This window comes from Duganella sp. SG902, assembly GCF_013376005.1.
GTDB lineage: Bacteria > Pseudomonadota > Gammaproteobacteria > Burkholderiales > Burkholderiaceae_D > Rugamonas.
In genome coordinates this window covers 233466-259154 of the sequence record NZ_JABMJK010000009.1, presented here as the reverse complement: position 1 = coordinate 259154, position 25689 = coordinate 233466, and the positions used below count along the sequence as shown (strand labels likewise).

Sequence of the window (25689 nt, the reverse complement as noted above, 5' to 3'; positions counted from 1 at the left end):
CCGGGACGACGGCCGCCCATGCAGATCAACACCAACATCGCCTCTTTGAACGCCCAGCGCAGTCTTACGCGCTCGGGCGAGGCCATGGCCGTGCATCTGCAGCGCATGTCGAGCGGCTTGCGCATCAATTCCGCGCGCGACGACGCGGCCGGGCAGGCCATCAGTTCGCGCATGACGGCGCAGGTGAACGGCTTGCGGCGGGCGAATCAAAATATCAATGATGGCATTTCGCTACTGCAGGTGGCGGATGGCGCGGCCGGCCAGCTGAACGCCAACTATCAGCGCATGCGCGAGCTGGCGGTGCAGGCGGCCAATGACACAAACAGCAAGATTGACCGTGCGGCCATACAGCAGGAAGTCAATGCCCTGGTGGCGGCCAATGTGAATATCGTCGATGGCGCGCGCTTCAACAATCAGCGTCTGCTGGATGGATCGTTCTCGCAGCAGCTGCAGGTGGGGGCGGCTGCCGGGCAGATCATGCAGCTGGCGATACCGCGCGCGGTGGCCCTGGAGAGCTACGCGACAGGCATGGTGGACGTGGCGCCGCAGCAGTCAACGGCGGTCGGCACGCCGGTGCTGGGCGCAATTCAGTTTGCTGACCTGGTGATCAATAACGCCGCGGTAGGGGCGTCTGTCGCCGGTGCGCAGGTGGGGCAGACGGCGGACAGCGCGTACGCGGTGGCGGCGGCGATCAACGCCTCGAATATCCTCAACATCTCGGCCACGGCGGCCAATAGCTTCGACGGCGCCGTCAATGCGGGCGGGGTGCTGGGGGCGTCGTCGTTTTCGGTCAACGGCGTGAACGTGGGGGCGATCGGCGGCGGCACGGCAGCCGTGCGTGCCGCCAATGCGGCGGGTGCGATCAGCGCGACTTCCGCCACCAGCGGCGTCACGGCCAGCGCCAGCGGCGGCACGCTGACCCTGTCTTCCATCGATGGCCGCGATATCGTGTTGTCGGAGGCGGTGGCCGGGGCGCTGGGCTCCCTGGGTTTGGGCGGCGGCGCGCACAAGGGGACGGTGACGATCAACGAGGCGCCGCGCCCCGGCGTGCACGCCATGAAGATCAGCGGGAACAATCCGGCCCAAGCGGGTCTGAGCGCCGGCTCGCTGACATCGGTGCGGCTTGGCGCACCGGATTATCAGCCGCGTTCCACCTACACGCCGGGCGAGCCGCCGATGGATTTGTCGACGTTCAGCGGCGCGAGTGCGGCGCTGGAATACATCGATGGCAAGCTGAATGAGGTGAACGATATCCGAGCGCAGCTAGGGGCGACCAGCAACCGGCTGACGGCGGCGGCCAGCAACGCCGGCAACGCGGCGGACAATCTGTCGGCGGCGCGTTCGCGGATACTGGACGCGGACTACGCCGACGAAGCGGCGCAACTGACGCGCACCCGCATCCTGCGCGAAGCCGGCGCCTCCATCGTCGCCCAGGCCAACGCCCTGCCACAGCAAGCCCTGCTCCTGCTACGCTAGCACCACCCCCGTCATTCCGGCGAAGGCCGGAATCCATAGAACGCCTGATAAATCGCCACCGCGCGCTACCTGACTGCAACCAGGGCCCCTGCCGGCGCCGACACATGCCCCACCGAATAGCGCTGCCCGGCCTCCACCGGCGGCGCGTCACGCCACAGGCACAGGCGCGTGATCGTCCACGTCACCGATTCAAACCCCACGACCACCGCCAGCGCACCCTGCGCCAACGCCTGCCGCGCAAACGCCTCTTCCTGAAGGCGCAACTCCGACAACGCGCTATACGGCGCAATCACCGCGCCACCGCGCGTGGCAAACCGCGCCGCGCGCACGTCCGCGCCAACGCTGGCATGCCACGGCGTCCAGGTCTTGACCGACGGCCATCCAAACGCCCGCGCCACGCCTGCGAACGCCGGCCCGTTCAGAAAGCCATGCATGGCCTCCTCATCGCGCCACAGATAGAACGGCGCATACGCATGCTCCGCCCCATCCGCATACAGATACGCCTTGAAGACCAATCCCGGCAAGCCATCCAGCAGCGGCCCCTTGGTGGCGATGCGTTCGCGGATCACCGCCATATCGTAATCCGCCGGCAGCACAAAGCTGTACTGCATCGCAATCACGACCGCACTCCCAACAAGGACGCGGCCGGCCGCCCGCCACCAAACGACCAGTCATCCCCCTGCGACGACGACACCACCACCATCACATCCTCCGGCCGCAAGCCCGGCGATTCCGCCAGCAGCTCCACCAGCCGGCGATAAAATGCCTGCTTCATCTCGGTGCTGCGCGGCTTGCCGATGGTGATCGTAATGAGCACAAAATCGTCCGAGCGCGGGCCACCTTCGTAAGACCGGTCAAACATCATCTCGTAAGGCTCATGCTGATGCACCAGCTGGAAGCGGTCGTTCTTCGGCACATTGAACGACTCCTCCATCGCCCGTTGCAAACTATCGCCCAGCGCACGGATGTACTCAGGCGATTTCCCTTTCAACAAAGAAATACGGCTCATAGGCATGATGACGCTCCCTTTTTTCAATTGACAGTCACACGATACACGCCTAAATTAATCCTGAAAATCAGGAATATTTTGACAAATAGTTCGATAAAGCGGGATGGTTATGCGACGAATTACCTTCGACCTCGACGTTTTGCGCACCTTCGTCACCGGCGTCGACCTGGGCAGCTTCGCCAAGGCGGCGGACCGGCTGGGGCGCTCCACCTCCGCCGTCAGCGCGCAGCTGAAAAAATTGGAGGATCAACTCGGCATGCCTGTGCTGCGCAAGGAAGGGCGCGGCATGGCCACCACGCCGGCCGGCGAATCGCTGCTGGGCTACGCGCGCCGCCTGCTGGAACTGAACGACGAAGCGGCCAACGCCGTGCGCGGCGCCGAACTGGCGGGCAGCGTGCGGCTCGGCATCCAGCAGGACTTTGGCGAACAAATGCTGACCGAGGTGCTGGGGCGCTTCACGCGCGTGCACCCGCAGGTGCGCATTGAAGCGCGCGTGGCGCGCAACTCGGAACTGATGGAACTGCTGGGTGGCGGCAAACTGGATCTGGCCCTGGCTTGGGATGGCGGCGCGCCTGCCGCGCATGCGGTAAAGGTAGGCGTGCTGCCGATGCGCTGGATCGGCGCCGCCGACGAAACGCGGCTGACGCTGCCCGAACATGAACCGCTGCCGCTGGTGATGATGGACGCGCCCTGCATCATGCGCAGCGCCGCCACGCGCGCGCTGGACAACGCCGGCATCCCATGGCGTATCGCCTTCACCAGCCCGGGCCTGTCCGGCGTGTGGGCCGCGGCGGCGGCGGGACTGGGCCTGACCGTGCGCACCGGGATGGGCGTGCCATCATCGCTGCGCGTACTGGATGACCCTCGCCTGCCACCGCTGCCCGACGTCGGCCTGCTGCTGCATCGCGCCGAAGCGGAACTGAATCCGCCGGCCCAGCGGTTGCACGACATCGTGCTGGAGGCGTTGCAAGAATCCTGAACCATTCGTGACTATTGGATAGATTATCGGTTGCGATAATCTATAAAATTGCATATGGGAATTCTTTATTTTTATTAAGAATTCAGCCTTCACTTTGGGGAAAAAATGCAAATCAAAAAAAACGTCCAGTTGCTGGCTGCAGCGCTGGCGATCTCGGCACTCGCCGGGTGCGCAACAGAAAGTTCTCAGGCCGTTGCCGTGGCTACCGTGGCCAGTGCGGCCAAACCTTATGTTGGTCCGCGTTCGCTGATCGCGGTCGGCAAGTTCGATAACCGTTCCAGTTTCATGCGCGGCATCTTTTCCGACGGTGTAGACCGTTTGGGAAGCCAGGCCAAAACCGTCCTGATCTCGCATCTGCAACAAACCAACCGTTTCAGCGTGCTGGATCGCGACAACCTGAGCGAAATGAAGCAGGAAGCCGGGTTCAAGCAGCAGACACAGAATATCAAAGGCGCCGATTTTATCGTCACCGGCGACGTGACGGAATTTGGCCGCAAAGAAGTTGGCGACCATCAGTTGTTCGGCATTGCCGGCCGTGGCAAGACGCAGGTGGCATACGCCAAGGTGACGCTTAATGTGGTGAATATCGCCACCTCGGAAGTGGTGTACTCGGCCGCTGGTGCCGGCGAATACAGCCTGTCGAACCGCGAGGTGCTGGGCTTTGGCGGCACGGCTAGCTATGACGCCACGCTGAACGGCAAGGTGCTGGATCTGGCCATGCGGGAGGCGGTGGACAAACTGGTGGCGGGCGTGGACGCCGGCGCCTTGAAGCTGCGCGCACAGTGAGGACGCCAATGCAAACAATCTGGTTGACACGCGCCGCGATCATGCTGGCGCTGGCTGGCAGCGCCATGCTGTCCGGTTGCGCTTCCGCACCGAAAACCTTGTATGGCTGGGATGGCTATCAGCCTCAGGTCTATCAACACTTCAAAGGCGAAAGCCCGGATCAGCAGATCGCCGAGATGGAAAAGGCGCTGCAGACCATCAGCGCCAAGGGCGCCTCGGTGCCGCCGGGCTTCCATGCGCACCTTGGCATGCTGTACTCGATCACCGGCAAGCAGGATCAGATGGTGGCGCAGTTCGAGGATGAGAAAAAACTGTTTCCGGAGTCGGCGGCCTACATGGATTTCCTGTTGGCGAAAGTGAAGAAGGGTGAAAAATTATGATCGGGCGTATCTTGAAACTGAGCGCTTGCCTGGCGCCGCTGGTGTTGGCTGTCGGCTGCGCTGGCACCAAGCCAGCGCCATATGACTACACCGCGTTCAAAGCAGCCAAGCCGCGTTCCATCCTGGTGCTGCCGCCGCTGAATAACTCGCCGGAAGTCAACGCCGGCAACAGCGTCTACGCGCAGGTGACCTATCCTCTGGCGGAAGCTGGCTACTATGTACTGCCGGTCGCTCTCGTGAATGAGACCTTCAAGCAAAACGGCATGACCACATCGGCCGATATCCACCAGCTGCCAACGGCCAAGCTGCAGGAGATTTTTGGCGCCGATGCGGGCATGTACATCACCATCAACAAGTACGGTTCTACCTACACGGTGTTGGACAGTGTGGTCGTGGTGGCGGCTGAAGCCAAGCTGGTGGACCTGAAAAGCGGTACCGTGCTGTGGACCGGTGCCGCGAGTGCCTCCAGCAACGAGGGTGGCAATAACAACACCGGCGGCTTGATCGGCGCGCTGGTCGCGGCCGCCGTGAAGCAGGTCATCAACAGCACCACCGATCAGTCGCACCCGGTGGCTGGCGTGGCCAGCACGCGCCTGTTGTCGGCGGGCCTGAACAACGGCATGTTGTACGGCCCGCGCTCGGTCAATTATCAGAAACAATAAGCCTTATTTTCTGATGCGCACCCCGGCCAGCTGCGCCACCCCGGCCAGCGTGGTCTGGGCCGCGTTCAGGCCAAGCAGGAAGTCCTTGTCCGAGTAGTTGTCGTAGTTGTCGGTCGGCTGGTGCCAGTTCGGATTCCAGCCGGCGCCGATCTGCTGCCCGCGCTCGTTCTCGCGCAGCGAGATCGATGGCACCAAATCCATGAACGGTGTCGAATCCGTATTGGTCATGTGGAAGCCTACGGCGGCCGGGTAGTTGGTCGCGTACTTGTCGTTGGCGGCGCGGAAGGCCCACGCCAGCCTGGCCGAACCCTCGGCCTGCTTCGACACCGACTGATACTCGATGTTGACGTCCGCCTCCAGCCGCTGCTCGGGCGGCGACACATAGGTGACCTTGCCATCGGCGCCGACCTTGGGGATAGGCATGCCATGATCGTACATCATCATGTCGTGCTGGATCATGCCGAGCCACTTCGGCTCCGGATATTTGCCCGAGCCCTTGGGCGACTCGACGCCCTGCAAATCCTTGCGCTGCTCGACGTAGGCGGCGGCGCCGTTCAGGCCCGTCTCCTCGTTGTTCCACAAGATGAAGCGGATCGAACGATCGGTCTCCACGCCCGGCATGCTGAAGATGCGCGCCAGCTCCATCACCAGCGCGGTGCCGGAACCGTCGTCATTGGCCGCCTCGCCAAAGCCGATGCCGTCCATGTGGGCGCTGACGATGTACATCTCTTCCGGATGCGTGGTCCCCACCTTGGTGCAGTAGACGTTCTCGCGCGGCGAGGTGCCGACCGGCGTCTGCTCGGCGTTCAGCGCACGCAGGCGTTCGTCGGGCTGGCGCATCGGATCGGTATTCACGCCGGTCGGGATGCGGTTGCCGAACAGCGTGCTGCCGCCCTGGCCCGGAGGGCCGCCGGCGCCGCCGCTCGGAATGCCCGGCGCGCGCTTGGGCGCGGGTTCGCCCGGCGCCGGCTGTGTAAATTGATATTGCAAACGTTCGGTGTTGCTACATCCGTAGGACTTGAGCTGCGCCTCGATCCAGTCCAGCGCCTGGCGATTGCGCTCGGTGCCCTGGCGGCGGTCGCCGAATTTGGTCAGGCCCTTGATGGTGGCCTTGTACTTCTCCAGTTCCAGCTGTTTTACCAGTACGGAGATGGGATCCGTCTGCGCGACGGCGGCGGGGGCGGCAAACGCCAGCGCCAGGCTCAAACCCAGAACTGCTTTCATGTTACGTCCTTGTCGTCAAAAGAGGCCCGGACATTGTGCATGAGATAAGCGCGCTTGCGAAGTAAATCTATGTAAACGCCGCACAACACTACGATACAAAACGGCGGCGCAGCGCAACTTTGCAGACAAGTTGCATAGGGAAGATGGCGGAATGAAAACACATCTCCGATCGCGCATGCTGCGCAGCGGCCTGTACCTGCTGGCCATCTTCCTGTTCTGTTTCAGCTACTGGATCCACCGGTCCTTTGGCCAGCCGGATCTGGACCAGATCGTGTACCACTTGAACTTTGGCGTCGAGCTGATGGACACCGTCGACCCGGCGGTGACCTGGCGCTTCGTGCGCTGGTGCGTGCTGGCGCCCCTGGTGTTGCTGGCGCTGCTGTTCTATCTCGAGGCCAGGATGCGCCGCGTGATCGCGCGCGCGCCGCGGTGCTGCCATGCGCTGTTCTACCGCGTTCACCGCTGGTTCCCGCAGCTGCTGGTGTTCGGCGCGACCACGTTCTGGATGTGCGATGTGTCGGCCTTTAAATATGTAACAGCGGATTTCGGCCCCGACTATTTCGGCGCCAACTACATTCGACCGGCGTCGGTTTCCGTGGTAGCGCGGCAGCCGAAGAACCTGGTCCTGATTTACGTCGAGAGCCTGGAGCAGAGCTACGCCTCGCCCGCCACTTTCGGCCGCGACCTGCTGGCGCCGCTCACGGCGCTGCGGGGAACCAGTTTCGATGCGTACCAGCAGGTGCCGGGCACCGGCTGGACCATCGCAGCCATGGTGGCGACCCAGTGCGGCGTGCCGCTGGAGCGCATGACTATCTTCGACGGCAACACGCAGGGGCAGGTGATGAACTCTTTCCTCAAGAACGCCGTGTGCCTGACCGATTTGCTCGCCGAACGCGGCTATCGCAACGTGTTCATGGGCGGCGCCTCGACCAACTTCGCCGGCAAGGACAAATTCCTCACCCAGCACCACTATCACGAGGTATATGGGCGCGAGGAGTGGCTCAAGAGCGGCGTGGACAGCGGCGATATGAATGGCTGGGGCCTGTACGACGCGGACCTGTTCAGCCGCGCCAAGACCAAGCTGCGCGCGCTGAAGGAGTCGGGTCAGAAATTCAACCTGACGCTGCTGACTGTGGACACGCACGAGCCGGAAGGGCACTTGTCGGCCGACTGCGCGCGGCGCGGCTTCACCGGCTTTGAGGGCGTGGTCTCGTGCACGGCGGCCGAGGTGGCGGACTTCGTGCGCTACGCGCAGGAGAACGGCTATCTGGAAGACACCAACATCGTGATCCTGGGCGACCACCTGTCGCGCAAGAACCCGCTGACGTCGAAACTGTCGCAACTGCGCGAGCGCACCATCTTCAACCGCTTCATCTCACAAGACGCGCCGGCGCCGAACCGCCCGGAGCTGTTGCACTTCGACTTGTTGCCGACCATCATGGAGTTCACCGGCTACGCGGTGCCCGGCGGCCGCATGGGCCTGGGCTACAGCGGCTTCAACCAGCACCCGCTGCAGCCGCCGAAGGACCGCCTGCCGGAAATGGACAAGAACCTGCTGAACCGCTCCGAGTTGTACATGGCGCTGTGGTCGGACCCGGAAGATCATTAATCTTCAGCCTGGATCAATGTAAGCGTTGGCTCTCGGCGTGAAGAAATATATCGGCGGCGCCAAGGATAAACCGCATTGGTCGGCCACGGGCCGTTAGGCGAGGAGATACAAAATGATAAACAAGCTATTTTCATGTTCCTATTAGTTACCGCGCAGAGTGTTTTGGCGGCAGACCAATTGCCGAAAGACGTACAAGTTTTTGTGAACAATGCTGAAAGCTGCGAGCATATGGCAGGGAGTGGGATGGGGACTTACCCCAAGCAAGGCGCAGAGAAATCACAAAAGCGATCACTAAATACTGCGGCGCTGCCAACCGCCAGCTTTTCGATTTGACAAAAAAATACAAGGAGCACCCCAAAATTCTCAAAACCATTTCCGAGCACGCAAACGACGCCGTCAAAAGCTATAGAGAAGTTGACGGGGTTTAGTCTCTGCAGCTTTGTCAAGATGACGTAATGCCGCGTAGAATGCGAGGCATGCGGGTGTAGTTCAATGTAGAACGGCAGCTTCCCAAGCCCCGCCACATCGCTAAACGCCACTGTTCATGCGCGTTTCAAACGCATGAATATGCGATCACACAAAAACTCCACCTTAATCAACAAGTTATCCGCCATCACAGTTTCGACCCCACGTCTAGTCGAAAAAGCTGCTGATGAGGATTTAAAACTATTTCTTTAATTTCCTTTGATCTTTAATCTTTAGGGAACTTCAAACCAAACAACTTAGTTAGAATTTTCTCCACAGTCGTTCGATAGTCTAGTATTTGGTTATCAGTTATACCTACGGTAGCGCGCTCATGAACGAGTTTATTTCTTAAATTGTAGTAATGACTTACCTTGCCCAGCAGAACCGGGGAAATTGTCACGTGCGCTTTCACCTCATTGATTACTTGATGGCGCGCCTTGAATATAGTGCTAATTTTTGAATCATTATATACATGCGGTGGAAATAAATCAGTTCGGTTGACGATGAATTCCTTAAGTGCAATTTCAAAATTGCTATCTAACAAGATCATTGCCGCACGGTTTCTGGTGTCTAGCGATTGCTTCATGACTACATCAACTAGACCCAGCGCTTCAACAAGGCCAAGAGTCCAAGGTTTATCCTTTAACACCTTTGAATTTGTGGCTTTTAATTCATCAATTCTTGCTAGTTTTCTGACCCGAGGCAGAGGAGGTAATACAATTTTCTTTGAAGCCAACATTTCTTCGCCGGGAATAACCATTGGAGTCCCAGACGTGTGCTGGAAAACTTCTGATTCCCAACTATGTCTAAAGCGGCGCGACAAAGAACTATAAAATTTAACGAGATCAATTAATCTCGGTCGTATTTGAAGAAAAACCAAGTGATGATAATTTATGCCACTTTTACTACTATTCCAGGGCATTAGCTCAGCCGGACCGTTTAACTGAACAAGAACGCGACACAAAGACGCGTCTGGGTGCGGAACGCCTGCTTCACTAGTGACAAAGTATCCAACATCCCTCGTACGTAACTCTTTTACTATGAGTCTGTTATTGCAATAAAAATAAACGCCATAATTCTCTTTTTCTGGATCTCGATCCAGAATTAATCCCGCATTGATCTTCGCGGTTACCTTCTGTGAACCATCCGGGTAAAAATCAAAGGTAGCCACACTAGGATGAAAGTTAGGTGGATAGGCCCACTGGTCAAAACGAATGCCATCAAGGACGATATTGTTAAGGCGTAACTCACATCCATTTTCAATAAACCAGCAGTACGTTTCTCTTAAATGGGTGGAGATTTCCTCAACGTCATCTTCGGTAAAACTACGCCGAAGTTTTGAAATATCGACAATGGTTGTTCCTGCCTCTATTGCAGGGATCTCATATGCCGCTAATGCCCAGTCGTCAGAAGCTAGCCATTCAGAGTCGATGTTTATTTGAGCGCTCTTGCTTCCCTTACTTCGTGTTTTTATCTCAACGAGCTCGCCAAGAGCCACCCCTGCACGCTTTCCCCCAACTCCAAAAATTCCTATCAGCTCCCGCCCGAACTTTCGATCGCTTGCACCCGGGGCTACGAGTAGACGAAGTTGATCATGGTGTACCCCACCAGCATTGTCTTTCACTTGAATAAGTTGACGATCTGCGTCGAGTGTAACCGCGATCTTTAGTGTGTTTAACGTCGAATTTGCCACTGCTAGATCAAGCGCGTTATCTATAAGCTCGCAAATACCCGTACGAAGATCGTAGTCGCTGATTATAGAAAGAAACAGCCGCTTTTCTGGCGTCCCATTCACTGCTGACATTTCAGTTTTTCTGGTTACGGTGGACACTGAGAACCTCGATAAAAAATCAAATAACTTTTCAAATAGTGAGTTTTAATAACTGTGTGCTACTAAGAACATAGAGAAACGGGGAATGCTATAGCACTAAATGGACGTTGCTTGATGTTCAGAATAGCATCTTGCCTGACTGGAAAAATCACACATTCTCACTTTGGTAGGCTGTGATCGCTTATGGCAGCGTTGTCTGTTCACACTTTTCCAAGGATGGTTTCTGCATTGAAATCAATGAGGAGCCGGAATGGATCGTTATCAAGAAAACTATCGCAAGCTGCTTCAACTTTTGCCCGGCCTGCACGACATGAACGGACCAGTCAAGCTCACCGCGCTCGGCCACAACGATGTCAATATCGATGTGATCGAGCGCAACAAGCACCGGCTGGTGCTGCGCATGAGCCACTATCTTGAGCGTCTACATGGCTCGGCGATTCCCGATCCTGATATGACCGTCGAAGTGTTCTTGGCGGCAGAGACGGTGGGCGCGCTGACTTACACTGATTGCTTCGGATCGCGCCGGGTGTTCTGTCCAGAGATGATGGCGTTCAGTCCGATGGCGAAGTCGGAGCTGAACAATTTCCTCGATCAATGGTTAACGAAGATGATTGCCGATGGGCGATGTCAACCAAAGGCCGAACTTGCATAATGAGTAAGCGCAATTCTGGCGTGCCGGGATTGATCATAAATGCCACCGGCCCCGCGCCATTCGTGTTCGAACGTGAACTCGAAACTGCTCTGGTGTCAATTCAGCTTTACGCTGGTGGCGGCGTAGATTGCAGAACAGGCAGGCGGCAGCGATATTGGCTGAGGTGTCGTTCCCTCCATTCTTTCTTGCGCAGAGATGTTCAGCTGTGCATTGACGATGGCGTGCCTGTTTGACGGTGAGATTTTGTTCGTCAGCAAAAAGGACAAGGCCAGACAGCCACATCGGTTTATCACAGTAGATGCAGCGGCCATGTTGACGAAGAAATGCACTTGCGCGAAAGCGCTTAAGGGTATTAGGCATATGGGTTCCTGTGTTAAGAAACCCCGTCTGCTCTCAGAACATCGCGGGAGCCAGTCGACTCAGTCTGACTAGCAAATCGGAATACCTTTTGGTACGTCCGGTTTGAGTTTGCCTTATTTGCGAAATCGATGCAACAGAACGCTATAGATTGCGCCAGCCTGTGCAGGTAGGCTGGCTGCAATTGCGTCTCAGCCCAGCTTCGCTTTGATCAGCTGGTAGTAGGTGCTGGCCCCGGCTGCGCTCAGCTTGGCCTCCAATACGAACTGTTCCACGATTTGCTTGCGGGTCACGTCCTTTTGCTTGGACATGCGCAGGTAGATGACGGAGGCAATTTCCATTTTCGTCGGTGCTTTTGATTTCTTCTCGGCTTTGACCGGAGGAGAAACGCTAGCATCGCTTCTTCCTTCATTCGCTGTCGCATCTGTCGTCTGCGTCGATGAAATCGGCGTAGCGGAGGTTTTAATCGGTCCAGCTGCGCTTGGCGATGCCGGTGCAACAGTTTGTGGCGTGGTGGTCGTAACGGCGGGTGTTGCCGATTTCTGATCGTTCGTTGCCTTGGACAGCTCGGTTGCAGTAGTCTTAGCATTCATGATGTGGGCTCGCGAAATATTGCAGTTTTCTGATCCAACCACCATTCACAAATCAAAGTTAGCTCGATCTTTCTCAAAATTATCTGCAAATGATTTTATATATTGCTATTATAAAATATAAGTTACTTATTAAATAATTTTACTCTAATTTCAGGCCAGAATGGGTTCATATACTAACGAGAAGTGGAAGATTTTTCGTGCCGCCGTCATTGAAATAGACGAAGGGAGTTGTGTGAATTGCGGCCGCTCGGAGGCTGACGGAGTAATCCTTCAGGTGCACCACAAGCGTTACATCAAGAACCGTAAGCCTTGGGAGTACTCTTTCGATGACTGTGAAACTCTTTGCCAAGGTTGTCATGCCCGCGAACACGGAGAAATTCGACCAGATCATGGCTGGACTTATGACGGGGAGAGTGATTTAGGCGATCTCATCGGAGTTTGTGAACTATGTGGGACGTCCATTCGCTATGTTCATTATGTTTCGCATCGGCATTGGGAGCCGATGGAAGTGGGAACTGATTGTTGTGATAACTTAACTGGCACTGAAGATGCGAGCAATGCTCGAAAGAAACTTTCCAGATATAAGCGATTTTTGATGGCTAGCCGTTGGACTGTGACAAACAGCCTCGAAAGGATCTTTTTCAAAGGTTTTTCGATTGAGATTGTCAAGGAAATCAGTGGTGACTTTTACATACGAGCCAATGGCAAAGAGGGTAAGAAGAGATTTAGAAGCTCAGTTAAGGCTAAAGAGCATGCATTTAATGCGATTGATAGCGAAGAAATGAAGAAATATTTTTTTAAAAAACATTAAAGATAAGAAGAATTTTTAAAATTGTATTATTTTTGTAAAATTAAATTTTAATAATGTGAAATAATATGGCAATCGACAAACTTGTAAGATATACAGATCTCCCATATGTACTTCAAATGCTTAAATCTAAGTCGCTTACCCTTCTTAATCCTGCTTCGTGGGATGATAAGAACGACGCGCACTATGTCGAATGTTACCGCAAGAAAAAAGATCTGATGTCTGTGCTTGCATTATGTTTAACGGAGGCATCTCAGACGTATCACCACTGGCGAATATTTACTCAAGGTTCTTCGGGGGCATGTATTTATTTTAAGCGAGGTGAATTTCTAGATTGGCTGAAAGAACAGAAAGATATTGTTGGTCGCAAAGTTATCTATCGTACAGTGAAGCAGCTTAAGGATGATATATCTAAAAATAAAATTGAGCTTGATGATATTCCTTTTATTAAAAGAAAAGCTTATCAACATGAGGCAGAGTTTAGATTGATTTTTGACTCCCTTAAATCTTCTAAAAAATTCGAGAATTTCACATTTCCTCTTGCCACGATAGAACAAATTGTTCTTAACCCATGGTTGCCTCAGTCAACTGTTTCGGCCATTAGGCAACTGATTCAGTCCATGGATGGATGTAAGGAGCTTCCTGTATTACGAGCTACTATCATCGAGAACAATGATTGGCGTTCGTTGGCTGATGGTATTTGATGAGATAGTGGTCGTTCGGCGAACTACAATTGCAACGGCCATCACACTTGGGTGAAATCGGCCATCTCATTTTCCATCATAGTGACCGCCGAGCAAGGTTGCCAACAGCGGTCAAACCCGCATAGAATGCGTGGCACGCGGGTGTAGTTCAATGGTAGAACGGCAGCTTCCCAAGCTTCATACGAGGGTTCGATTCCCTTCACCCGCTCCAGTTGTCCTCTAGGACGTCCCGTTTGAGCTTCCAGGCTTCATACCCCACCCCTAAGGCGTCACGAGATCGATGGCGTCATAAGCCATGCCTGCGCTGAGGTAAGCCTTGGTGCCCGAGCCGCTGGCGACGCCCAGCGATAAAACATTGGCGCCGGCCACCAGGCGGCTCGCCGGAATGGCGAAGCTGAACAGGGTGTTGTTGCCGCGATAACTGCCTGTCGTCAGCGTGCGCGTCGTGGGCTGCGGCGAGACGCCAGGTATCGGCGCGGTCCAGTTATTCAGCGTGATCGTCGGCCGTCCATTCGCATAGGCGGTGGTGATGCCGACGCGCAGCGTCATGTCGGCAATCTGGTCCGGACGCAGGTTGAAGCGCACGGTGATGGCGCCGTTGATATCCTTCCATTGATAAGCGGGGAAGTCCGCCGGCGCCGACGTGCCCACCACATAGTCGGCGGTCTGCCACGGCTTCATGCGCGCGTCCGACGGGTGCATGGTGGTGACTTTGTCCCCGTTCAAAAACTCGACCGGCGTGCCGTCCCAGTCGCCGATGCGCCAGACGGCCGCCCTGGCGGCGGGATCGCCGCCAATGGCGATGGGGCTGAGGTTCGTGGTCTGGGCCGCCTGGACGGTCACGCTGCGGGTGTCCACCGCGAGCTCGTTCTTATAAATCCGCATGGTGTAGGTGCCGGGGATCATGCCGGCGCTGCGGAAATGACCGTCTCCCGGCGCTGCCTCCGTCCAGTACTGGGCCGTTGCATTCGAGAACCCGACCACGTAGCGGTACGCCGGGTCCTGCCCCGTGATGGCGGCGCCCGCCACGGCGCCGCGCGCGGCGGCGGGCACGTAGCCGTTCAGAGCCATGTTGGCCAGCCACGAGGTGTCGATCGCCCCGGGCGCACTGCCATCGGTGAATGCCAGGGTGTAGGTATTCAGGATGCCGGGCCGGAACGGCTCCGTCTGCGCCTCGCCATAGTTGATGATGTAGGTGATCTCCTGATCGGTGGCGGTCCCCTGGTTCAGCAGGCTGCGATAGAAGGGGCCGCCGGAATTGCCCTCATTGTTGTCGCGTACGATCCAGATGCCGACGTTGGCGCCGGTGGCGCCGATATAGGACCAGTCCATCAGGCGATGATTCGAGTAATGCTTCGACCGCGTTTCGCCGTTGGGCAAGCCGAAAATGTCGTGCGCCTCGATGGCGCCGGTATTGCCCCGGATGTCGGAGGAGGCCGGTCCATTGGGCAGTAGCGCGATGGGGACGCGGACGATGAAGCGGGCCATATTCAGCGTATCGGGCTCGCTGGCGAAGTAGGTGCCCATATAAATCCTGGCCTGGCCGCGCAGGGCGAGGTAATAGTGGGTGAGCTGGCCGGCGGTGACGGTAATCTTGATGTGATCGGCATCGACCATCTGCGAGCTGACGGCGACATCGCTGCGGCCGGTGTACAGATAGTTGAAACCGGAATTGACCTGGCTGCCTTTCAGGCCATCCTGGTATTCCGTCCCGTGGTAGACCAGCGAGATAAGGTCGCCGAGGCCTTTGGTGCTGCCGTCACTGTTGTGCCGGCGGACCTTGAACACCAGGCCCGCGCCCGTGTCCACGGTGAAGGCCGTGGCATCGCTCGCGATACCGAACGACGATGCCTGGGAGGCGGTCCCGTTGCTGTTACCGTTGCCCGCCGAGGCAAGCGGCTGCGCATTGCCGCTGCCGCCCCCGCAACCGATGAGCATGACCAGCAGGGACGTGTTGGCGGCAATGAAAAACTTTCGCATTATCTCTCGCATGATGTATCCGGACCAGTTCGGGAAACTGGGCCGAATTTTAGAGAGAAATGCCGCACCTCTTCCTGAATTTTGCTTCAGGTTGCGTTACTGGCCTAGCCCTTGCCCGGCGCCGCCTTCACTAGGTTGTTGCGCAGTTTGACCACGGCTTTCTGCAGCACCGGGAATTCCTCCGGCGTCAGGCCGGTGGCGTCGCGCAGGCTCATGTGCAGGGCGCTTTCGCGCAGGGCGCGGCCCTCCGGCGTCAGGCCGACCCGCACCTGGCGCTCGTCGGCGGCGTCGCGCGCGCGGTGGACGTAACCCATCGCCTCCAGTTTCTTCAGGATCGGCGTCAGCGTGTTGGATTCGAGATACAGTTTCTCGCCCAGGCCGCTCACGGTCTGGTTGTCCTCCTCCCACAAGGCAATGATGGCGATGTATTGCGTGTACGTCAGCCCCAGCTTGTCCAGGATGGGTTTATAGGCCTTGCCAAAGGCCAGATTGGCTGAATAGACCGCAAAGCACAGGAAATCCGACAGTTGCGGGGTGTCCGGTTTGCTCATGACATACCTCCTTCGATAGATATGGGGATTATACATCGGATCCGATTTAATCGGAATTGCTTGACAAGCGATTTTTTGCTGGTAATATACAACGCATGCGCTTCAATCGAATGCGATTTAAATCAACCCAGAAGGAGTTCATCATGAGCAAAGTACTGTACACCGGCAAAACCCACACCACCGGCGGCCGTGAAGGCGCCTCCCGCAGCAGCGACGGCCGCCTGGACGTCAAGCTGTCCTCGCCAGGCAGCACCGGCGCCGGCACCAATCCTGAGCAGCTGTTCGCGGCCGGCTGGTCGGCCTGCTTCATCGGCGCCATGGGCCTGACCGCCGGCCAGCTGAAAGTGAAGCTGCCGGCCGACGTGGCGGTCGACGCGGAAGTCGATCTGGTCAACGACGACAGCGGCTACTTCCTGGCCGCGCGCCTGAACGTCAGCCTGCCGGGGATCGACCGTGAAACCGCCCAGGCGCTGGTCGACGGCGCCCACCAGGCGTGCCCGTACTCCAAGCTGACCCGGAATAACATCGACGTGCAAATCAACCTGATCTAACCGGAAGAAGGGGAGCGCATCATGACCAACGATCTGCATCACGGTTCCTGCCACTGCGGCGCCGTCCAATTTGAAGTGCGCACCGCGCTGACGCCGTCCGCGCGCTGCAACTGCAGCCTGTGCCGCCGCAAGGGCGCGCTGATGTCGCCGCCGTTCGCGGCGGCCGAGTTGAAGATCGTGAAGGGCGAGGATGCGCTCACCCTTTATCAGTTCAACACCCGCGTGGCCAAGCATTACTTCTGCAAGCACTGCGGGATTTATCCCTTTCATCAAACGCGCAAGGACCCGCTGCTGTGGCGCGTGAACATCGGCTGCCTCGACGGCGTCGATCCCTACTCTCTCGATGCCGGCGTCAATGATGGCGCCAGCCTTTCCACCGTTATCCTGGAGGACGCATAATGAACAAGACCATTCAAGCCATCGCCCTTGCCGGCGCATTGTTTGCCCTGTCGGGCGCCAGCCACGCCGCCGCGCCGGCCACCTTCAACAACATCAAGCAGATCAACGCCGGCGAGCTGAATGTCGGCTACGTTGACGAAGGTCCGGCCAATGGCCCGGTGGTGATCCTGCTGCACGGCTGGCCGTACGACATCAACAGCTACATCGACGTGGTGCCCAAGCTGACCGCGCAAGGCTATCGTGTGATCGTGCCGCACCTGCGCGGCTTCGGCACCACCCGCTTCCTCGATCCGAAGGCGGTGCGCAACGGCGAACCGGCCGCGCTGGCGACCGACGTGATCGCGCTGATGGACGCGCTGAAGATCGACAAGGCCACGCTGGCCGGCTATGACTGGGGCGCGCGTTCGGCCGACATCGTGGCCGCCCTGTGGCCGGAACGGGTGAAGGGGCTGGTGTCGGTCAGCGGTTACCTGATCGGCAGCCAGGAGGCGGGCAAGCAGCCGTTGCCGCCGGCGGCGGAACTGCAATGGTGGTATCAGTTCTACTTCGCGACCGAGCGTGGCCGCGTGGGCTACGAGAAGAATCACAAGGACTTCGCCAAGTTGATCTGGAAGCTGGCGTCGCCGCAGTGGAAATTCGATGACGCCACCTATGATCGCAGCGCCGTGGCGCTGGAGAATCCGGACCACGCGGCGGTGACGGTGTATAACTACCGCTGGCGCCTCGGCCTGGAAACGGGCGAAGCGAAGTATGCGGACCTGGAGGCGAAGCTGGCCAAGTTCCCGAGCATCTCGGTGCCGACCATTACGCTGGAAGGCGACGCCAATGGTGCGCCGCATCCGGAACCTTCCAGCTACGCCAAGCGCTTCACCGGCAAATACAAGCATGAACTGCTCACCGGCGGCATCGGGCACAATCCTCCACAGGAAGCACCCGACGCCTTCGTCAAAGCGGTGATCGAGGTCGGCAAGCTTTAACGGATCAACGCGATCAGGATGATGATGGGCAGGGGGACGCCGAGCATCCACAGTAGTATCGAGCGCATGGTGTTCTCCTTGTTTTAAATGGGGCGCTGCGTGACCACCACGCGCGCATGATCCCGATTGCGGCCGCCCACGATGGCGGTGACCGCGGCCACGAAAGCGCCCAGCAGCAGGGCGACGAACATCCACAGGGCCGAATGGGCGGCAGCTTTGCGGGCTTGCTCGGCGGCGGCTGCAGCCTTGTTTTTAGCGTCGGCCGCTGCCTGCGTGGCCTGGGCGTAGATCAGGTCCACACGCTGTTCGGCTTCCGCCTGCGTGACGCCGGTCCGCTTGGCGATCAGTTGCGCGAGGTAGATGCGGTCCTCGCCGCTGATCTTGCCGGAGGCGAGATCGGTCAGCAGGATGCGATTGACTTCGCTGCGCTGCGACTCGGTGGCCACTTCACCGTTGGGCGAGCGCAGGATCATGTCGGCAAAATAGGTGTTGGCGCGGCCGTTGTTGCCGGTCGTGTTGGCAGTGGCGGCGCCGGCCACCGGCGCCGCTGCGGTGGCGACGGCGTTGCCGGCATCGATTGCGCCGCTCAACACGGCGCGCGCGCCGCCGCTCACCACCGCCACCATCAGCAGCGTGGACACCGCCCAGGTCAGCAGGCCGTGCGCGGTGTCACGGAAATACACTTCATCGCCATGGATGGCGGCCCACTTCACGCGCAGGCGTCCCGCCATGTAGCCGCCGATGCCGGAGGCGGCCAGCTGCATGAAGGCGATCCACACGATGCTGGCGGTGCCGAGCGGCTTGTCGTTGTACTCGTAGGGCGACACCGAGGACAGGCCCAGGCCCATGCCCAGTATCAGCAGGATGAACGACAACGCGGTGGCAGCGGCGGCGCCGGCCAGGATGGCGCCCCATGAGACGCCGGACTTAAAGCCGTCGCCATCCGGCGCGGCGGCGACAGTGGCGGTGGGCGCGGCCGCACCGGCCACGCCTGCGTGGAGAGTTTGTGTTTGCATGATGGCTCCTTCTATTCAAGTGAGGTTCATCATGCGCTGCCGCGCGCGGCCGGTATGTTCGTGCACCCACATATGGATCGCGATTGACTATACTGTGGCCCTCATCCATGGAGGCAAGCGCATGACCCGTGTCGGACCGCAGCAACGTTTATCTACCCGTCTGGTTTTTCTGGCCAATGGTCTGGCCATGGCGGCATGGGCGCCGCTGGTGCCGTTTGCGAAAGCGCGGCTGGCGTTGGGCGAGGCGGAACTGGGCCTGCTGCTGTTGTGTCTTGGCGGCGGTTCGCTGATGGCGATGCCGCTGACCGGCATGCTGACCGCGCGACTCGGCTGCCGGTTGGTCATGCTGGTCTCCGGCACGCTGGTCTGCCTGTTCGTGCCGGGGCTGGCGTTTGCGCCGACGCCGCTGCTGTTGGGCGCCACGCTGTTCGCGGTGGGCGCCTCGATCGGCACCATGGACGTGGCGATGAATGTGCAGGCGGTGATCGTCGAGCGTGAGAGCGGCGGCTCGCTGATGTCGGGCTTCCACGGCTTGTTCAGCGCCGGCGGCTTTGTCGGCGCCGGCCTGATGGCGCTGATGCTGTGGGGCGGGCTGACGCCGACCATGTCGGCCGTCGCGATCGTGCTGCTGGTGGCGGCCTTGCTGGCAATCGCGGCGCCGAACATGCTGCATGGCGCCGATGGCCCGGCGCGCGAGGGGCCGCTATTCGTGATGCCGCATGGCGCGGTGATCTTCATCGGCGCATTGTGCTTCCTGTCGTTCCTGTCCGAGGGCGCGATCCTGGATTGGAGCGCGGTGCTGCTGAACACGGAACAGGGGCTGGACGCCAGCCGCGCCGGCATCGGCTACGCGGCGTTCTCGGTGGCGATGACGCTGGGCCGCCTGACCGGCGACCGCGTGGTGCGCAAGCTGGGCGGCAAGCGTGTGCTGTTGCTGGGCGGCTTGTGCGGCGCGGCCGGTTTCTTCCTTTCGGTGCTGGCGCCGAACGTGCCGCTGGCGCTGGTGGGCTTTGTGCTGGTGGGACTGGGTGCGTCCAACGTGGTGCCGATCTTGTTCACGGCGGCCGGCAACCAGCATGCGATGCCGGCCAGCCTGGCGATTGCGGCGGTGACCACGCTGGGGTATGCCGGTATACTGGCCGGTCCGGCGTTGATTGGTTTCGTGGCGCACGCCTCCAGTTTGAACCTGGCCTTTGGCGGACTGGGTTGCTTCATGCTGCTGATCGCCGCCAGCGCCAGGCTGGGCTCCGATCGCAAGGCCTGACCGGTCATTCCCGCGAAGGCGGGAATCCATAGACCGCCTCCCGGGATGCTCAGCATGGATTCCCGCCTGCGCGGGAATGACGTGGGGTTAGGCGATTTTGCGTTCGGCGCGCTGTGTCAGGTATTGCACCATGGCGCGGTGGCTTGGCAAGTCGGCCAGCGCGCGCTGCGACATCTGCGCGATCATGGCGAACTCCTTGCGCGCCTCCTCGATGCGCGGCAGCGTCTTGCCGTTGGCGTACAGGTCGGTCCGATACTCCATCCCATACAGCACATACTGCCAGCTAGATGGCGGATACATCTCGTAGTCCACCACAAAGTCCATGCGGTGCGGCGCGCGCTTGCGCCACATGGCCAGCTTGTCCTTGAGCGAATCCGGAATGCTGGCCGCATCGGCGTTATCGATCCAGAACTGGTTGTCCTTGCGCTGCGTCAGGCAGTAGTGCAGCTTGACGAAATCGACGATGCGCTCGTAGCGCGCCTTCATCATCTCGTTGAACACCTTGGCCACCGGCGCGAAGTCGCCGTCGTGCGGGAACAGATAGCTGACCAGGTAGGCCGCCGTTTCAATCAGGCCGATGCCCGACGATTCCAGCGGTTCCAGGAAGCCGCCCGACAAGCCCACCGCCACGCAGTTCTTCACCCAATGCTGGTCGCGGTAGCCGACGTTCAGCTTGAGCTGGCGCGGGTTGCGGCCTTCCGCCTGCTTGCCGATGTAGCCGCGCAGGATTTGCTCGGCGCGGGTGTCGTCGGTGTAGCGGCTCGAGTACACATAGCCGATGCCGCGGCGGTCATGCAGGCCGATGTCCCAGGTCCATCCCGCCTCATGCGCGCTGGCGATGGTGTAGGACGGAATCGGCGCGTCCGGCTGGTCGTACGGCACTTGCATGGCCAGCGCGCGGTCGACAAACAGCACGTCGTTGATGTTGCGGAACGAGGAGCCCAGCGCCTCGCCGATCAGCGCCGCGCGGAAGCCGGTGCAGTCGATGTACAGGTCGGCCGTCAGTTCGCCTTCCTCCCTGGTGTGCACCGCGCCGATGGCGCCGTCGGCGTCCAGCGACACGCGCTCCACGGTCGCCTGCACGTGCTTCACGCCGAGCGATTGCGCATGGGTGGAGAGCAGGGCGGCGAACTTGCCGGCGTCGAAATGGTAGGCGTAGTTCAGCGGTCCCATGAAGTCGGCGTCGCCGGGGCGCTTGGGCGCGTGCGAGGCGTCGGCCACGCGCTTCTGCATGGTGGCGGCGGCGGCAAACGCCACGCCTTCGCCGGCCGCGCCCTGCAGCCAGTAGGGCAGCAGTTCCGGACCGCCGGGCCGCTGGCTCGGCAGGCTGAACGGATGGAAGTAGTGGTCTGCGCCCGGGGCGCCCGGCTCGCGCACCCAGTGGTTGAAGCGGATGCCCTGCTTGAAGGTGCCGGTGCACTCGCGGATGAAGCGCGCCTCGTCGATGCCGATGGTGGCCAAGGTGCCGCGTATCGACGGGAAGGTGCCCTCGCCAACGCCGATGATGCCGATTTCCTTCGACTCCACCAAGGTGATCCGCACCGCGCCGGCATCGGCGCCGGTGCCCAGTTGCCTGGCCAAAAAGCAGGCCGTGAGCCAGCCGGCGGTGCCGCCGCCGACGATCAGGACGTTCTTGATGCCATCTTTTGGTAACGTTTTCATACTATGAAGGGTCTCCGTAGGCAGGGCTCCGGCAAAAGGAAGAGGCCGGCGATACAACGCTGCAACAATTTTTAATTTGACATCGGTGATCGGAATTATGTACTATGAAATCGATTTCACAAACACAGAAAACGTTTTCAAGAAAAATGAAATCGTTTTCACATAATATGAAATCGTTTTCCACGATAAATGGTAGCACCGCCCTTCCCCCTCGGCGATCGCTACGCAAAGGAGACTTATGAACGTCCACGTACCGCAGTCCGGGAAGCGCTTGCTGCTGTCCCCAATCTCGATGGCCATCCTTGCCCTGGTGGCCGGCACCAATGTAGCTCACGCGGAAGAAGCCCAGGCCGCCGCTGCGCCGACCGCTGAACAGGCCGCACCGGCGGAAGCCGGCAAAATCACCGAAGTGTTTGTTACCGCTACCAAGCGCACCACCTCGCTGCAGAAAACCCCGGTCGCCGTGACCGCGCTGAATGCGGCCGCGCTGGACGACAACCATGTCCAGACCATCCAGGACGTGGTCAACCTGGTGCCGGGCTTCTCGGCCACCGGCCAGGGTGACCACGGCGTGATCACCATGACCCTGCGCGGCATCGGCAACGACTCGGCCAAGACCGAGTACGCCGACCCGGAAGTGGCGTCCTTCGTGGACGGCGTGTACTCGCCGCGTCCGGAAGGCGCGACCGCGCTGCTATTCGACCTGGACGCGATCGAAGTGCTGCGCGGCCCGCAAGGCACGCTGTGGGGCCGTAACTCGACCGTCGGCGCCGTCAACATGCAGACCGTGAAGCCCGAGATCGGCAGCAACGCCGGCAACTTCGAGCTCGGCTACGGCAACTACAGCCGCGTCGGCGCGCGCGGCGCGTTCAACATCCCGCTGAGCAGCACGGCCGCCATGCGCGTGGCGGTGGTGCACGAGCAGCACGACGGCTATGTCGACTACCAGGCGCCGGTGATTCCATCGCTGGCCGCCCAGCAGGCGGCCGCCGCGCCGGCGATCGCCGAGTGGAACGCCAAGCACCCGCTGAATCCGGTCACCTTCAAGCCGATCAACGAGAATTCCTACATCCGCAACGGCCAGAAGTACAACGCCCAGGACCAGAGCGCGGTGCGCCTGAGCTTCCTGTGGCAGCCATCGGCCGACCTGAAGTGGAACATCGCGTACGAGCACTACGTCGACCGCGGCACGCCCAACATGAACCTGCTGCAGCAGCAGCGTCCGGGCCAGGAGTTCTGGTCGGCGCTGATCGACACCGCGCCCAACGTCAACCGCGATTCCAACTCGGTGCGCAGCCGCGTCGACTACCAGATCAACAACGATGTGGCGCTGGCCTACATCGCCGGCTACTCGCGCTTCAACGGTTCCTCGACCTTCGACCAGGATGGCGGCGCCAATCCGGCCACCAGCTTCACCACTGTGGGCGCCCCGGGCAACGCCGGCTACCAGGCCAACAACACCGTCTGGTCCAAGTACAAGAACTACAGCCATGAGCTGGAGATCATGTCGACCGGCAAACGCGACGTCGACTGGCTGCTGGGCCTGTACTACGCCAACGAGGACAACGGCATCCGCTTCGACATCCCGATCATGAACGGCACCGAGATCGGCACCGTCAGCTGGCAGGGTTCCTTCATCCAGCCGAAGGAAACCGTGGATTCGAAGGCGGCCTTCGGCCAGGCCACCTGGAACGTGAGCGACCAGTGGCACCTGACCGGCGGCTTCCGCTACACCTCGGACAAGCGCGAGAACATCGGCGGCCTGGGCAACGGCTGGAGCAACTACGACACCGTGCCGCAGGTGCCGGTGAGCCCGTCGATGAACCCGCTGGTCCCCGGCGGCAACAACGGCTTCACCCCGTACTCGTTCAACAGCGGCAGCTACAGCGGCAACAAGCTGACCGGCCTGGCGCGCGTGACCTACGACATCGACAAGAACAATATGGTGTTCGCCTCGGTATCGACCGGCTACAAGTCGGGCGGCCTGCAGGACGGCGGCCGTCCTTACGGCGCCGAGACGCTGACCAACTACGAGATCGGTTCGAAGTCGACCTTCCTCGGCGGCAAAGTGCGCATGAACAATTCGGCCTACTACTCGAAGTTCAAGGACTTCCAGTTCAGCGCGCCGGTCACCAATCCCGACGGCACCCGCGGCCTGGCCACCAACAACGCCGAGGGCGCGACCGTGTGGGGCCTGGAAACCGAGATCGCCGCCAAGATCACGCCGGAAGACCGCGTGCAGTTCACCGCCGCCTACACCCACGCCGAGCTGAAGCACCTGATCGGCGGCAGTAACGACTACGCGCTGCCGGCCTGCCCGATCGTCGGCATCAGCACCTGCCTGGACGTGACCGGCAACACCATGCCGCACGCGCCGAAGTTCAGCGCCCAGCTGCAGTACCAGCACAGCTTCGCGCTGGCCGACGGCACGCTGATCCCGCGCATCAGCACCCACTACGAAACGTCCAGCTGGCTGAGCGTGTTCAACCTGGGCGAGCCGGATCGCCAGAAGGCTTACAACCGTACCGACATCGGTCTGCGTTACGACGCCAACTCGAAGTGGTACTTCGACGCCTTCGTCCGCAACGTCGAAGACGGCAAGATCAAGACCAGCGCCATGAACGCCAACGGTCCGTGGCAGGCGCAGTACCTGCCGCCGCGCACCTTCGGCATCAACGTGGGCCGCTCGTTCTAAGCAAAGAGTTTTTCATGTAGTCCAGTGTTGTCTGTGGTCTTAGCAACCCCTCGCGCCTTCACCGGCCGAGGGGTTTTTTTTATGCCATACTCGCGGCATGTGTTTCATGCCGAGGTTTCAATGCCCGTCCCGAGTGCCGTTCTTGCCGCCGCGCTGGCCGCCACGCAACCCTGCGTGGAGCCGCCCCCCGATCCCGCCAACACCTATGACGCCGCCCACACCTACGACAAGCTGGCGGGCGAGTATCCGCAAATCCGCATCGCCGACGCCGCGCTGCCGGAAGGCGTGCGCAAGGTGGCGGACCAGGTGTATGCGCAGTACGGCGCGCGCTGCCTGAAGCTGGATGCTTACCTGCCGGCCGGCGAGCAGCTGCCGGTGGTGGTGTTCGTGCATGGCGGCGGCTGGAAGTCCGGCTACCGCTCCGAGTTCGTGCCGATGGCGTTGCGCCTGACGCGGCAAGGGTTCGCGGCGGTGACGGTCAGCTATCGCCTGTCCGGCGAGGCGCGCTATCCGGCGGCGGTGCGGGACGTGCAGGCGGCGGTGCGCTGGGTGCGCGAACATGCGGCCGAACTGCATATCGATCCGCGGCGCGTGGCGCTGGCCGGCGGTTCGGCCGGCGGCCAGATCGCCGCGCTGGCCGGCGTGACCGGGGAGGGCGTGAAGGCGGTCATCAACATCGACGGCCTGTCCGACTTCACCAGCGCGCTGGCGCTGCGCTACGAGGACGATCCCAGGAAAAATCCCTCGTCGGCCGGCGCCTGGTTCGGCGGCCGCTACGCCGAGCAGGTCGCGTTGTGGCGCGAGGCTTCCCCGATCCAGTACGTGCGTCCCGGCATGCCGGCCATGCTGTTCATCGGCAGCGGCCAGCCGCGCTTCTCGGCCGGGCGGGAGGAGATGATGGCGAAGATGACGCAGGCCGGCGTCGCCAATGATAAATTGATACTGCCCGACGCGCCGCACTCGTTCTGGCTCTTCGACCCCTGGCTGGAACCGACGGTGGAGGCAAGCGTGGCATTCCTGCGTCAGTATTTGCGGTAGCTCCGTGCTAGTATGAAAGCT

Annotated in this window: 25 protein-coding genes and 1 tRNA gene; 16 read left to right on the top strand and 10 right to left on the bottom strand. The window is 59.9% G+C overall.

Annotation, left to right across the window (positions count from 1 at the left end):
* Window positions 1-18: 18 nt before the first annotated feature.
* A complete protein-coding gene (locus FHW83_RS20045) occupies window positions 19-1476 on the top strand; it encodes a flagellin (RefSeq protein ID WP_176648107.1) in 1458 nt (485 codons plus the stop codon).
* 65 nt (window positions 1477-1541) lie between these two features.
* Here the strand turns inward: FHW83_RS20045 and FHW83_RS20040 are convergent, their stop codons facing one another.
* Together FHW83_RS20040 and FHW83_RS20035 are read right to left on the bottom strand one after the other, a co-directional pair.
* Window positions 1542-2087 (bottom strand): DUF4865 family protein, encoded by a 546-nt coding sequence (locus FHW83_RS20040; RefSeq protein ID WP_218106370.1) that lies wholly within the window; start codon window positions 2085-2087, stop codon window positions 1542-1544.
* A gap of 5 nt (window positions 2088-2092) precedes the next feature.
* Window positions 2093-2491 (bottom strand): tautomerase family protein, encoded by a 399-nt coding sequence (locus tag FHW83_RS20035; protein ID WP_176648105.1) that lies wholly within the window; start codon window positions 2489-2491, stop codon window positions 2093-2095.
* A gap of 103 nt (window positions 2492-2594) precedes the next feature.
* Here FHW83_RS20035 and FHW83_RS20030 point away from each other — a divergent pair, with 103 nt between their 5' ends.
* The 4 genes from FHW83_RS20030 (at window position 2595) to FHW83_RS20015 (ending at window position 5292) form a co-directional block, all read left to right on the top strand.
* Window positions 2595-3464 carry a LysR substrate-binding domain-containing protein gene (locus tag FHW83_RS20030; protein ID WP_176648104.1) on the top strand — a complete coding sequence of 290 codons (870 nt, stop codon included), beginning with the start codon at window positions 2595-2597 and terminating at the stop codon, window positions 3462-3464.
* 105 nt (window positions 3465-3569) lie between these two features.
* Complete coding sequence (locus FHW83_RS20025) at window positions 3570-4250, top strand: CsgG/HfaB family protein (protein WP_176648103.1); 681 nt, start codon at window positions 3570-3572, stop codon at window positions 4248-4250.
* A gap of 8 nt (window positions 4251-4258) precedes the next feature.
* Window positions 4259-4630 (top strand): DUF4810 domain-containing protein, encoded by a 372-nt coding sequence (locus FHW83_RS20020; RefSeq protein WP_176648102.1) that lies wholly within the window; start codon window positions 4259-4261, stop codon window positions 4628-4630.
* The gene (locus FHW83_RS20015; RefSeq protein ID WP_176648101.1) at window positions 4627-5292 is read left to right on the top strand and encodes a DUF799 domain-containing protein; all 666 of its coding nucleotides are present in this window, start codon (window positions 4627-4629) and stop codon (window positions 5290-5292) included. The genes FHW83_RS20020 and FHW83_RS20015 overlap by 4 nt, the downstream gene beginning before the upstream one ends.
* 3 nt (window positions 5293-5295) lie before the next feature.
* On the opposite strand, the gene FHW83_RS20010 is transcribed toward FHW83_RS20015, so the two are convergent.
* A complete protein-coding gene (locus FHW83_RS20010; RefSeq protein WP_176648100.1) occupies window positions 5296-6516 on the bottom strand; it encodes a M28 family metallopeptidase in 1221 nt (406 codons plus the stop codon).
* Between the two features lie 151 nt (window positions 6517-6667).
* Between FHW83_RS20010 and FHW83_RS20005 the strand changes: the two genes are divergently transcribed.
* Window positions 6668-8125: a sulfatase-like hydrolase/transferase gene (locus tag FHW83_RS20005; protein WP_176648099.1), complete on the top strand. Its 1458-nt coding sequence runs from the start codon at window positions 6668-6670 to the stop codon at window positions 8123-8125.
* A 691-nt stretch (window positions 8126-8816) separates the two neighbouring features.
* Here the strand turns inward: FHW83_RS20005 and FHW83_RS20000 are convergent.
* On the bottom strand, window positions 8817-10421 hold the full coding sequence (locus tag FHW83_RS20000) for an ATP-binding protein (protein ID WP_218106359.1): 1605 nt from the start codon (window positions 10419-10421) through the stop codon (window positions 8817-8819).
* A 250-nt stretch (window positions 10422-10671) separates the two neighbouring features.
* On the opposite strand from FHW83_RS20000, the gene FHW83_RS19995 reads away from it, so the two are divergent.
* Window positions 10672-11073 (top strand): DUF1249 domain-containing protein, encoded by a 402-nt coding sequence (locus FHW83_RS19995; protein WP_176648098.1) that lies wholly within the window; start codon window positions 10672-10674, stop codon window positions 11071-11073.
* 33 nt (window positions 11074-11106) lie between these two features.
* On the opposite strand, the gene FHW83_RS19990 is transcribed toward FHW83_RS19995, so the two are convergent.
* Together FHW83_RS19990 and FHW83_RS19985 are read right to left on the bottom strand one after the other, a co-directional pair.
* Window positions 11107-11433: an HNH endonuclease gene (locus FHW83_RS19990; protein ID WP_176648097.1), complete on the bottom strand. Its 327-nt coding sequence runs from the start codon at window positions 11431-11433 to the stop codon at window positions 11107-11109.
* Between the two features lie 188 nt (window positions 11434-11621).
* On the bottom strand, window positions 11622-12023 hold the full coding sequence (locus tag FHW83_RS19985; RefSeq protein WP_176647896.1) for a hypothetical protein: 402 nt from the start codon (window positions 12021-12023) through the stop codon (window positions 11622-11624).
* 160 nt (window positions 12024-12183) lie between these two features.
* Between FHW83_RS19985 and FHW83_RS19980 the strand changes: the two genes are divergently transcribed.
* From FHW83_RS19980 to FHW83_RS19970, 3 genes are all read left to right on the top strand, one after another.
* The gene (locus FHW83_RS19980) at window positions 12184-12834 is read left to right on the top strand and encodes an HNH endonuclease (protein WP_176648096.1); all 651 of its coding nucleotides are present in this window, start codon (window positions 12184-12186) and stop codon (window positions 12832-12834) included.
* Window positions 12835-12899: 65 nt separating this feature from the next.
* The gene (locus FHW83_RS19975; RefSeq protein WP_176648095.1) at window positions 12900-13535 is read left to right on the top strand and encodes a DUF2971 domain-containing protein; all 636 of its coding nucleotides are present in this window, start codon (window positions 12900-12902) and stop codon (window positions 13533-13535) included.
* Window positions 13536-13672: 137 nt separating this feature from the next.
* Window positions 13673-13746, top strand: a tRNA-Gly gene (locus FHW83_RS19970).
* 50 nt (window positions 13747-13796) lie between these two features.
* On the opposite strand, the gene FHW83_RS19965 is transcribed toward FHW83_RS19970, so the two are convergent.
* Window positions 13797-15515, bottom strand: a complete 1719-nt coding sequence (locus FHW83_RS19965; protein WP_229224270.1) for a rhamnogalacturonan lyase B N-terminal domain-containing protein — start codon at window positions 15513-15515, stop codon at window positions 13797-13799.
* Between the two features lie 104 nt (window positions 15516-15619).
* A complete protein-coding gene (locus FHW83_RS19960) occupies window positions 15620-16066 on the bottom strand; it encodes a MarR family winged helix-turn-helix transcriptional regulator (protein ID WP_176648093.1) in 447 nt (148 codons plus the stop codon).
* 143 nt (window positions 16067-16209) lie between these two features.
* Between FHW83_RS19960 and FHW83_RS19955 the strand changes: the two genes are divergently transcribed.
* Genes FHW83_RS19955 through FHW83_RS19945 form a run of 3 tightly spaced genes read left to right on the top strand, consistent with a single transcriptional unit; the run spans window position 16210 to window position 17993 of the window.
* On the top strand, window positions 16210-16617 hold the full coding sequence (locus FHW83_RS19955; protein WP_176648092.1) for an organic hydroperoxide resistance protein: 408 nt from the start codon (window positions 16210-16212) through the stop codon (window positions 16615-16617).
* Between the two features lie 21 nt (window positions 16618-16638).
* The gene (locus FHW83_RS19950) at window positions 16639-17016 is read left to right on the top strand and encodes a GFA family protein (RefSeq protein ID WP_176648091.1); all 378 of its coding nucleotides are present in this window, start codon (window positions 16639-16641) and stop codon (window positions 17014-17016) included.
* The gene (locus FHW83_RS19945; protein ID WP_176648090.1) at window positions 17016-17993 is read left to right on the top strand and encodes an alpha/beta fold hydrolase; all 978 of its coding nucleotides are present in this window, start codon (window positions 17016-17018) and stop codon (window positions 17991-17993) included. Before FHW83_RS19950 ends, FHW83_RS19945 begins: the two co-directional genes overlap by 1 nt.
* Window positions 17994-18076: 83 nt before the next feature.
* On the opposite strand, the gene FHW83_RS19940 is transcribed toward FHW83_RS19945, so the two are convergent.
* The gene (locus tag FHW83_RS19940; RefSeq protein ID WP_176648089.1) at window positions 18077-19009 is read right to left on the bottom strand and encodes a hypothetical protein; all 933 of its coding nucleotides are present in this window, start codon (window positions 19007-19009) and stop codon (window positions 18077-18079) included.
* A 121-nt stretch (window positions 19010-19130) separates the two neighbouring features.
* Here FHW83_RS19940 and FHW83_RS19935 point away from each other — a divergent pair, with 121 nt between their 5' ends.
* Window positions 19131-20273: an MFS transporter gene (locus FHW83_RS19935; protein ID WP_176648088.1), complete on the top strand. Its 1143-nt coding sequence runs from the start codon at window positions 19131-19133 to the stop codon at window positions 20271-20273.
* An 87-nt stretch (window positions 20274-20360) separates the two neighbouring features.
* On the opposite strand, the gene FHW83_RS19930 is transcribed toward FHW83_RS19935, so the two are convergent.
* Entirely contained in the window at window positions 20361-21935 is a 1575-nt protein-coding gene (locus tag FHW83_RS19930; RefSeq protein WP_176648087.1) for a tryptophan halogenase family protein, read from the bottom strand.
* 238 nt (window positions 21936-22173) lie between these two features.
* On the opposite strand from FHW83_RS19930, the gene FHW83_RS19925 reads away from it, so the two are divergent.
* Complete coding sequence (locus tag FHW83_RS19925) at window positions 22174-24630, top strand: TonB-dependent receptor (RefSeq protein WP_176648086.1); 2457 nt, start codon at window positions 22174-22176, stop codon at window positions 24628-24630.
* Window positions 24631-24750: 120 nt separating this feature from the next.
* On the top strand, window positions 24751-25668 hold the full coding sequence (locus FHW83_RS19920; protein WP_176648085.1) for an alpha/beta hydrolase: 918 nt from the start codon (window positions 24751-24753) through the stop codon (window positions 25666-25668).
* Window positions 25669-25689: the final 21 nt, after the last annotated feature.

What these genes read in the sequence shown, in the direction of transcription:
- FHW83_RS20015 (WP_176648101.1), top strand. Translation starts at nt 4,627, where the DNA reads ATGATCGGGCGTATCTTGAAACTGAGCGCTTGCCTGGCGCCGCTGGTG.
- FHW83_RS19935 (WP_176648088.1), top strand. Translation starts at nt 19,131, where the DNA reads ATGACCCGTGTCGGACCGCAGCAACGTTTATCTACCCGTCTGGTTTTT.
- FHW83_RS19950 (WP_176648091.1), top strand. Translation starts at nt 16,639, where the DNA reads ATGACCAACGATCTGCATCACGGTTCCTGCCACTGCGGCGCCGTCCAA.
- FHW83_RS19980 (WP_176648096.1), top strand. Translation starts at nt 12,184, where the DNA reads ATGGGTTCATATACTAACGAGAAGTGGAAGATTTTTCGTGCCGCCGTC.
- FHW83_RS19925 (WP_176648086.1), top strand. Translation starts at nt 22,174, where the DNA reads ATGAACGTCCACGTACCGCAGTCCGGGAAGCGCTTGCTGCTGTCCCCA.
- FHW83_RS20045 (WP_176648107.1), top strand. Translation starts at nt 19, where the DNA reads ATGCAGATCAACACCAACATCGCCTCTTTGAACGCCCAGCGCAGTCTT.
- FHW83_RS20010 (WP_176648100.1), bottom strand. Translation starts at nt 6,516, where the DNA reads ATGAAAGCAGTTCTGGGTTTGAGCCTGGCGCTGGCGTTTGCCGCCCCC.
- FHW83_RS19990 (WP_176648097.1), bottom strand. Translation starts at nt 11,433, where the DNA reads ATGCCTAATACCCTTAAGCGCTTTCGCGCAAGTGCATTTCTTCGTCAA.
- FHW83_RS20035 (WP_176648105.1), bottom strand. Translation starts at nt 2,491, where the DNA reads ATGCCTATGAGCCGTATTTCTTTGTTGAAAGGGAAATCGCCTGAGTAC.
- FHW83_RS19975 (WP_176648095.1), top strand. Translation starts at nt 12,900, where the DNA reads ATGGCAATCGACAAACTTGTAAGATATACAGATCTCCCATATGTACTT.
- FHW83_RS19985 (WP_176647896.1), bottom strand. Translation starts at nt 12,023, where the DNA reads ATGAATGCTAAGACTACTGCAACCGAGCTGTCCAAGGCAACGAACGAT.
- FHW83_RS19920 (WP_176648085.1), top strand. Translation starts at nt 24,751, where the DNA reads ATGCCCGTCCCGAGTGCCGTTCTTGCCGCCGCGCTGGCCGCCACGCAA.
- FHW83_RS20020 (WP_176648102.1), top strand. Translation starts at nt 4,259, where the DNA reads ATGCAAACAATCTGGTTGACACGCGCCGCGATCATGCTGGCGCTGGCT.
- FHW83_RS19995 (WP_176648098.1), top strand. Translation starts at nt 10,672, where the DNA reads ATGGATCGTTATCAAGAAAACTATCGCAAGCTGCTTCAACTTTTGCCC.
- FHW83_RS20025 (WP_176648103.1), top strand. Translation starts at nt 3,570, where the DNA reads ATGCAAATCAAAAAAAACGTCCAGTTGCTGGCTGCAGCGCTGGCGATC.
- FHW83_RS19965 (WP_229224270.1), bottom strand. Translation starts at nt 15,515, where the DNA reads ATGCGAAAGTTTTTCATTGCCGCCAACACGTCCCTGCTGGTCATGCTC.
- FHW83_RS19955 (WP_176648092.1), top strand. Translation starts at nt 16,210, where the DNA reads ATGAGCAAAGTACTGTACACCGGCAAAACCCACACCACCGGCGGCCGT.
- FHW83_RS19940 (WP_176648089.1), bottom strand. Translation starts at nt 19,009, where the DNA reads ATGCAAACACAAACTCTCCACGCAGGCGTGGCCGGTGCGGCCGCGCCC.
- FHW83_RS19930 (WP_176648087.1), bottom strand. Translation starts at nt 21,935, where the DNA reads ATGAAAACGTTACCAAAAGATGGCATCAAGAACGTCCTGATCGTCGGC.
- FHW83_RS19945 (WP_176648090.1), top strand. Translation starts at nt 17,016, where the DNA reads ATGAACAAGACCATTCAAGCCATCGCCCTTGCCGGCGCATTGTTTGCC.
- FHW83_RS20005 (WP_176648099.1), top strand. Translation starts at nt 6,668, where the DNA reads ATGAAAACACATCTCCGATCGCGCATGCTGCGCAGCGGCCTGTACCTG.
- FHW83_RS20030 (WP_176648104.1), top strand. Translation starts at nt 2,595, where the DNA reads ATGCGACGAATTACCTTCGACCTCGACGTTTTGCGCACCTTCGTCACC.
- FHW83_RS20040 (WP_218106370.1), bottom strand. Translation starts at nt 2,087, where the DNA reads ATGCAGTACAGCTTTGTGCTGCCGGCGGATTACGATATGGCGGTGATC.
- FHW83_RS19960 (WP_176648093.1), bottom strand. Translation starts at nt 16,066, where the DNA reads ATGAGCAAACCGGACACCCCGCAACTGTCGGATTTCCTGTGCTTTGCG.